This is a genomic window from Neisseria sp. P0021.S005, from assembly GCF_051956955.1.
The window spans coordinates 1-5,436 of record NZ_JBQCWY010000178.1; the positions used below are offsets into that span (position 1 = coordinate 1).

A 5,436-nucleotide genomic window follows, 5' to 3' on the forward strand; every position below is an offset into this window, starting at 1 on the left:
ACAGGCTGACCGAACACCCACGCAACGGTATGTTCAGACGGCGTTGCGGCAGTGGAAGAAATAAGGTGTTCTGAAGGCATGGTTAAAGGGTCTTTTTCTTTTTAAGTTTAGTAAGAAGTTTCATCAACAAAAGGCCGTCTGAAACGAGGACAAGCCGTTTTTAATATAAAAATCAGCGTTTTTTACGATTGATTTGCAAAGAAACAATGGCGACGGCAAAGGTCTGAGCCAAGGCCATACCCAACAGCGGCAGGCTGGCGAAAACCGTACCCGTCAGTACCAAACCGATATCTCGGGACAACACAAAACCATCCCTCGCAAGCATCGCCACCATCAAAGCCAACAACAGCAAACTTTCGCAGCCGACCAAAAGCCAAATCATTTTAACCGAACGGCGTTTGCGCCATTTCATGATACCGGCGTGCAAAAGGCTGAATATCACGACGGACAGACACGGATAAAGAAAAGTGGTGAATGGACGGGTATAACCGCTTTGCACACACAAATAATCGCCGGGCAACGTATTGCATTCCATCACATCGAGAAACATCGGATCGACGGCATACATCAATACGCCGAACCATACCGCATAAATCAGACTGGCAATAAAGTAGGCTTTAAAAAATCGGCTCTTACCCATTTCCTACCCCTCACTTCCGCCCTGCGATATGCTCCACCGCAGCCTGCGCACAATACAGCCCAAACGAAGCCGTTACCAGCATACTCGCCCCATAGCCCGCGCAGGACAAACCTTGCGGCGCGACATCGGTCGAACACGCTTCGCCGGATTGCGGCGGCGTAATATTCTCGGTTGAATAAACGCAAGGCACGCGCATTTTTTCTTTGGTATTGCGGCTGAAGCCGTAGCGTTTGCGCAAGGTATAGCGCAAATTGGAAAGCAACGGGTCGTGGGTGACGCGGCTTAAATCGGCAGTTTGGATTAAAGCCGGATTTTTCTGTCCGCCCGCGCCGCCGCTGATAATAAACGGTTGTTTATGTTGCACGAAATACGCCGCCATCGCCGCTTTGACACGGATTTGGTCGATGGCGTCGATGACGAAGTCAAAAGGCCGTCTGAAAAGTTCGTCCAGATTGTCTTCGGTAACAAAATCTTCGATTTCCGTCACTTCGCATTGCGGATTGATTTGGGCAATGCGTTCGCGCAAAGCGGTAACTTTTGCCTTACCGAAATCATCGGTCAAAGCGTGCAACTGGCGGTTGACATTGGATTCGGCAACATTGTCCAAATCAATCAGCGTTAAACGACCGATGCCGCTCCTCGCCAACGCCTCCACCGCCCACGAGCCGACGCCGCCGACGCCGACCACGCACACATGCGCACGCGAAAAGCGCGCCAGCGCTTCGTCTCCGTAAAGTCTGGCAATACCGCCAAAGCGGCGCGAAGAAAGAAAAGCAGCGTCCTGCATAAGCAACCTTGTGATATATCAATAAATTAATGAAAAACGCGACAGGCGATTCGGACAGACATTATACTTGAAAGCAGATGGGCTGTTGTACCTGCCCGAAAGAGTTTATAATCGTTTCACATTCAGACAAGTTCTGATTTCATATTAAACGAAAGTGCCGCTACTCGGCGCAAAAGGAGAATGAATATGTACAAACATCTGGTTGTAGCCGTTGACGGTAGCGAGACCTCCCTCAATGCATTGAAACATGCCGCCGAACTGGCAAGCCTCAACAAAGCCCAACTGACTTTGGTTCACGTTGCCAACCCTGCAGAATACATGGCTTTGGCTCCTGAATTCCTGCAACACGAAAGCTACGAAGCCGCCGCAGTGGCTCAAGGTAACGAAGTTTTGGATTTCGCAGAAAAAACAGCGCGTGAAAGCGGCGTTGAAAACATCGTGAAACACCTGTTGGTTGCCAACAAAGGCGCGCGCGAAATGGCGCAAGACTTGGTTGACTACGCCGACAACAACGGCGCAGACCTGTTGGTACTCGGCACACACGGCCGCACCGGCCTGATGCACCTGCTGATGGGCAGCTTCGCCGAGACCGTAATGCGTCAAAGCCACCTGCCTCTGCTGATTATCCGCAGCAAAGCTGAAGAAGCATAATCAAGCATTTATTTAAAATAGCGAAAGGCCGTCTGAATATTTTTCAGACGGCCTTTTTTCATTTTCACATGACAACTTCAGCTTTTATTTTGCCATTTCTTTGAACACTTCGTGTGCCACAGCAATGGTTTCGTCAATCAGCTCAGGCGTATGCGCGGCGGAAACAAAACCGGCTTCGTAAGCTGACGGGCCGAATGCGACATTGCGGTCGAGCATACCGTGGAAGAAATGTTTGAAACCGTCGATATTGGAACGCGCCATGTCGGCATAGTTTTGCGGCGTATGGCTGGCAAAATACAAACCAAACATACCGCCCACGCTGTCCGCCGTAAATTCAACGCCATGCGCTTTAGCCGCGTCGGCAATACCGTTGGCGAGGCGTTGGGTCAGGGCAGTCAGGTTTTCATAGAAGCCTTCGCGCTGAATGATTTCCAGCGTTTTCAAACCGGCCGCAACCGCAATCGGATTACCGGACAATGTGCCTGCCTGATACACGCCGCCCAACGGGGAAATACATTCCATAATGTCTTTACGGCCACCGAACGCCGCCAAAGGCATACCGCCGCCGATCACTTTGCCCATGGTGGTCAAATCAGGCTTGATGCCGTGCAAAGATTGCGCACCGCCCAGCGCCACGCGGAAACCGGTCATCACTTCGTCGTAAATCAACACGGCACCGTGTTTTTCAGTCAATTCGCGCAAGGCTTTGACAAAGGCTTCAGACGGCCTAACCAGATTCATATTGCCGACAAAAGGCTCCAAAATCACACAGGCAATGTCATTGCCGCTTTGGGCAAAGGCTTCTTCCAGTTGGGCGATATTGTTGTATTCGAGTACCAAAGTGTGTTTGGTAAAGTCGGCAGGCACACCGGCGGAAGAAGGGTTGCCAAACGTCAGCAGACCGCTGCCTGCTTTCACCAACAGGCTGTCGGAATGGCCGTGGTAGCAGCCTTCAAACTTGATGATTTTGTCGCGTCCGGTAAAACCGCGTGCCAGACGGATGGCGGTCATCGTTGCTTCCGTGCCGGAGCTGACAAGGCGCAGCTGCTCGACGGACGGCATGATTTTAGCGATTTCTTCGGCAATGACAATTTCGCCTTCAGTCGGCGCACCAAACGACAAACCGCCCAATGCTGCTTCGCGCACGGCTTCAATGACTTCGGGATGGGCATGGCCGACAATCGCAGGGCCCCAAGAGCCGACATAGTCGGTATAACGCGTGCCGTTTTCGTCCCAAACATACGCGCCTTCTGCCTTTTTGATAAAGCGCGGTACGCCGCCGACGCTGCCGAATGCGCGCACAGGAGAGTTCACGCCGCCGGGAATAATGGCTTTGGCGCGGTTGAACAAGCTTTCATTACGGTTCATGGTCAATTCTTTCGTAAGAGGTCGTCTGAAAATCAAATCGATGCCATTTTAACACCAAATCCTTTTCAGACGGCCCAGGCTTCAAAATAAGAATCGGGCGCAAAATCAAAATTATTCTTTAAAAACAAACACTCTATCCATATTTTTCCTGCTTGTGCTATAATCCGCGACCTATTGAAACAATAAAAGAAAAGCATCATGTTACGCGGATTCATACTCAGCCTCGCCCTTTTGGCGTCCTCCCTCGTCCATGCACAACGCAGCCTGCCTGACGATATGGATGTGGCCGTTTTAAAAACCGTCGATCTGCCTTATCTGAAAGTCAGCAAAGGCGGTTTTTCTTGGACGCGCCTGCTGACCTTGGGCATTGTGGACGGCAACGCAGCCAAACTGCAAATCACCCGCTTCACCAAAATCCACGATGAAAACGACCGTTTCATCCCCATGGGCCGCCTGCTGAATCAAACCGGCAAAGCCGTTGCGTTCAAATACAACGAAGAAAGCCGCCTCGTCCGCGAAATCTGGATTTTGACCGACGCCGAGGCCGACAGGTTCATCGAACACGCCAAAAAGCAGAAAAAGGCGGAAGAATAATTTTTCAGACGACCAGAGTATTGCACAGGCCGTCTGAACCCTTTTACAACAAGCAAGTCAATCAAAACAAACCATGAAAAAAGTATTTATCCGCACCTTCGGGTGCCAAATGAACGAGTACGACAGCGAAAAAATGCTGTCCGTCCTCGCCGAAGAACACGGCGGCATCGAGCAGGTTACCCAACCTGACGACGCCGACATCATCTTGTTCAACACCTGCTCCGTGCGTGAAAAAGCGCAAGAGAAAGTCTTCTCCGACTTAGGCCGCGTACGTCCGCTCAAAGAAAAAAATCCCGACCTCATCATCGGCGTTGCCGGCTGCGTTGCCTCTCAAGAAGGTGAGAACATCGTCAAACGCGCTCCGTATGTGGACGTGGTTTTCGGCCCGCAAACGCTGCACCGCCTGCCCAAACTCATCGTCGATAAAGAAACCACCGGTCTGTCTCAAATCGACATTTCCTTCCCCGAAATCGAGAAATTCGACCACCTGCCGCCTGCGCGCGTAGAAGGCGGTTCGGCATTCATTTCCATTATGGAAGGCTGTTCCAAATACTGCTCTTACTGCGTCGTCCCTTATACCCGCGGCGAAGAATTCTCCCGCCCGCTCAACGACGTATTGACCGAAATTGCCGGTTTGGCGCAACAAGGCGTTAAAGAAATCAACCTCTTAGGCCAAAACGTCAATGCCTATCGCGGCGAAATGGAAAACGGCGAAATCTGCGACTTTGCCACTTTGTTGCGCATCGTCCACGAAATCCCCGGCATCGAACGCCTGCGCTTTACCACCAGCCATCCGCGCGAATTTACCGACGCGATTATCGAGTGCTACCGCGACCTGCCGAAGCTGGTTTCCCACCTGCACCTGCCGATTCAAAGCGGTTCCGACCGCGTATTGAGCGCAATGAAACGCGGCTACACCGCCTTGGAATACAAATCCATCATCCGCAAACTGCGCGCCATCCGTCCTGATTTGTGCCTCAGCTCCGACTTTATCGTCGGCTTCCCGGGCGAGACCGAGCGCGAGTTCGAGCAAACCTTGAAACTGGTGAAAGACATTGCCTTCGACTTGAGCTTCGTCTTTATTTACAGTCCGCGCCCAGGTACGCCTGCCGCCAACCTGCACGACGACACGCCGCACGAAGAAAAAGTGCGCCGCCTCGAAGCTTTGAACGAAGTCATCGAAGCCGAAACCGCGCGCATCAATCAAACCATGATCGGCACGGTTCAACGCTGCTTGGTTGAAGGTATCTCCAAAAAAGACCCTGACCAACTGCAAGCCCGTACCGCCAACAACCGCGTGGTCAACTTTACCGGCACACCCGACATGATCAACCAAATGATCGATTTGGAAATCACCGAAGCCTACACCTTCTCCCTGAAAGGCAAACCGGTATAA

General features: G+C 51.8%; 6 protein-coding genes. 3 read left to right on the top strand and 3 right to left on the bottom strand.

The window, feature by feature from the left end:
* Positions 1–172: 172 nt before the first annotated feature.
* Positions 173–640, bottom strand: coding sequence for a hypothetical protein (locus ACTHUE_RS10290; protein WP_049336064.1), 468 nt, complete (start codon positions 638–640; stop codon positions 173–175).
* A 10-nt stretch (positions 641–650) separates the two neighbouring features.
* Positions 651–1,427 (bottom strand): tRNA threonylcarbamoyladenosine dehydratase, encoded by a 777-nt coding sequence (locus ACTHUE_RS10295; RefSeq protein ID WP_049336067.1) that lies wholly within the window; start codon positions 1,425–1,427, stop codon positions 651–653.
* A 186-nt stretch (positions 1,428–1,613) separates the two neighbouring features.
* On the opposite strand from ACTHUE_RS10295, the gene ACTHUE_RS10300 reads away from it, so the two are divergent.
* A complete protein-coding gene (locus tag ACTHUE_RS10300) occupies positions 1,614–2,078 on the top strand; it encodes a universal stress protein (protein ID WP_003680896.1) in 465 nt (154 codons plus the stop codon).
* A gap of 84 nt (positions 2,079–2,162) precedes the next feature.
* On the opposite strand, the gene hemL is transcribed toward ACTHUE_RS10300, so the two are convergent.
* Positions 2,163–3,446, bottom strand: a complete 1,284-nt coding sequence (gene hemL, locus ACTHUE_RS10305) for a glutamate-1-semialdehyde 2,1-aminomutase (RefSeq protein WP_049336068.1) — start codon at positions 3,444–3,446, stop codon at positions 2,163–2,165.
* 198 nt (positions 3,447–3,644) lie between these two features.
* On the opposite strand from hemL, the gene ACTHUE_RS10310 reads away from it, so the two are divergent.
* Complete coding sequence (locus tag ACTHUE_RS10310) at positions 3,645–4,040, top strand: hypothetical protein (protein WP_049333912.1); 396 nt, start codon at positions 3,645–3,647, stop codon at positions 4,038–4,040.
* Between the two features lie 73 nt (positions 4,041–4,113).
* Positions 4,114–5,436, top strand: a complete 1,323-nt coding sequence (miaB, locus tag ACTHUE_RS10315) for a tRNA (N6-isopentenyl adenosine(37)-C2)-methylthiotransferase MiaB (protein ID WP_003684389.1) — start codon at positions 4,114–4,116, stop codon at positions 5,434–5,436.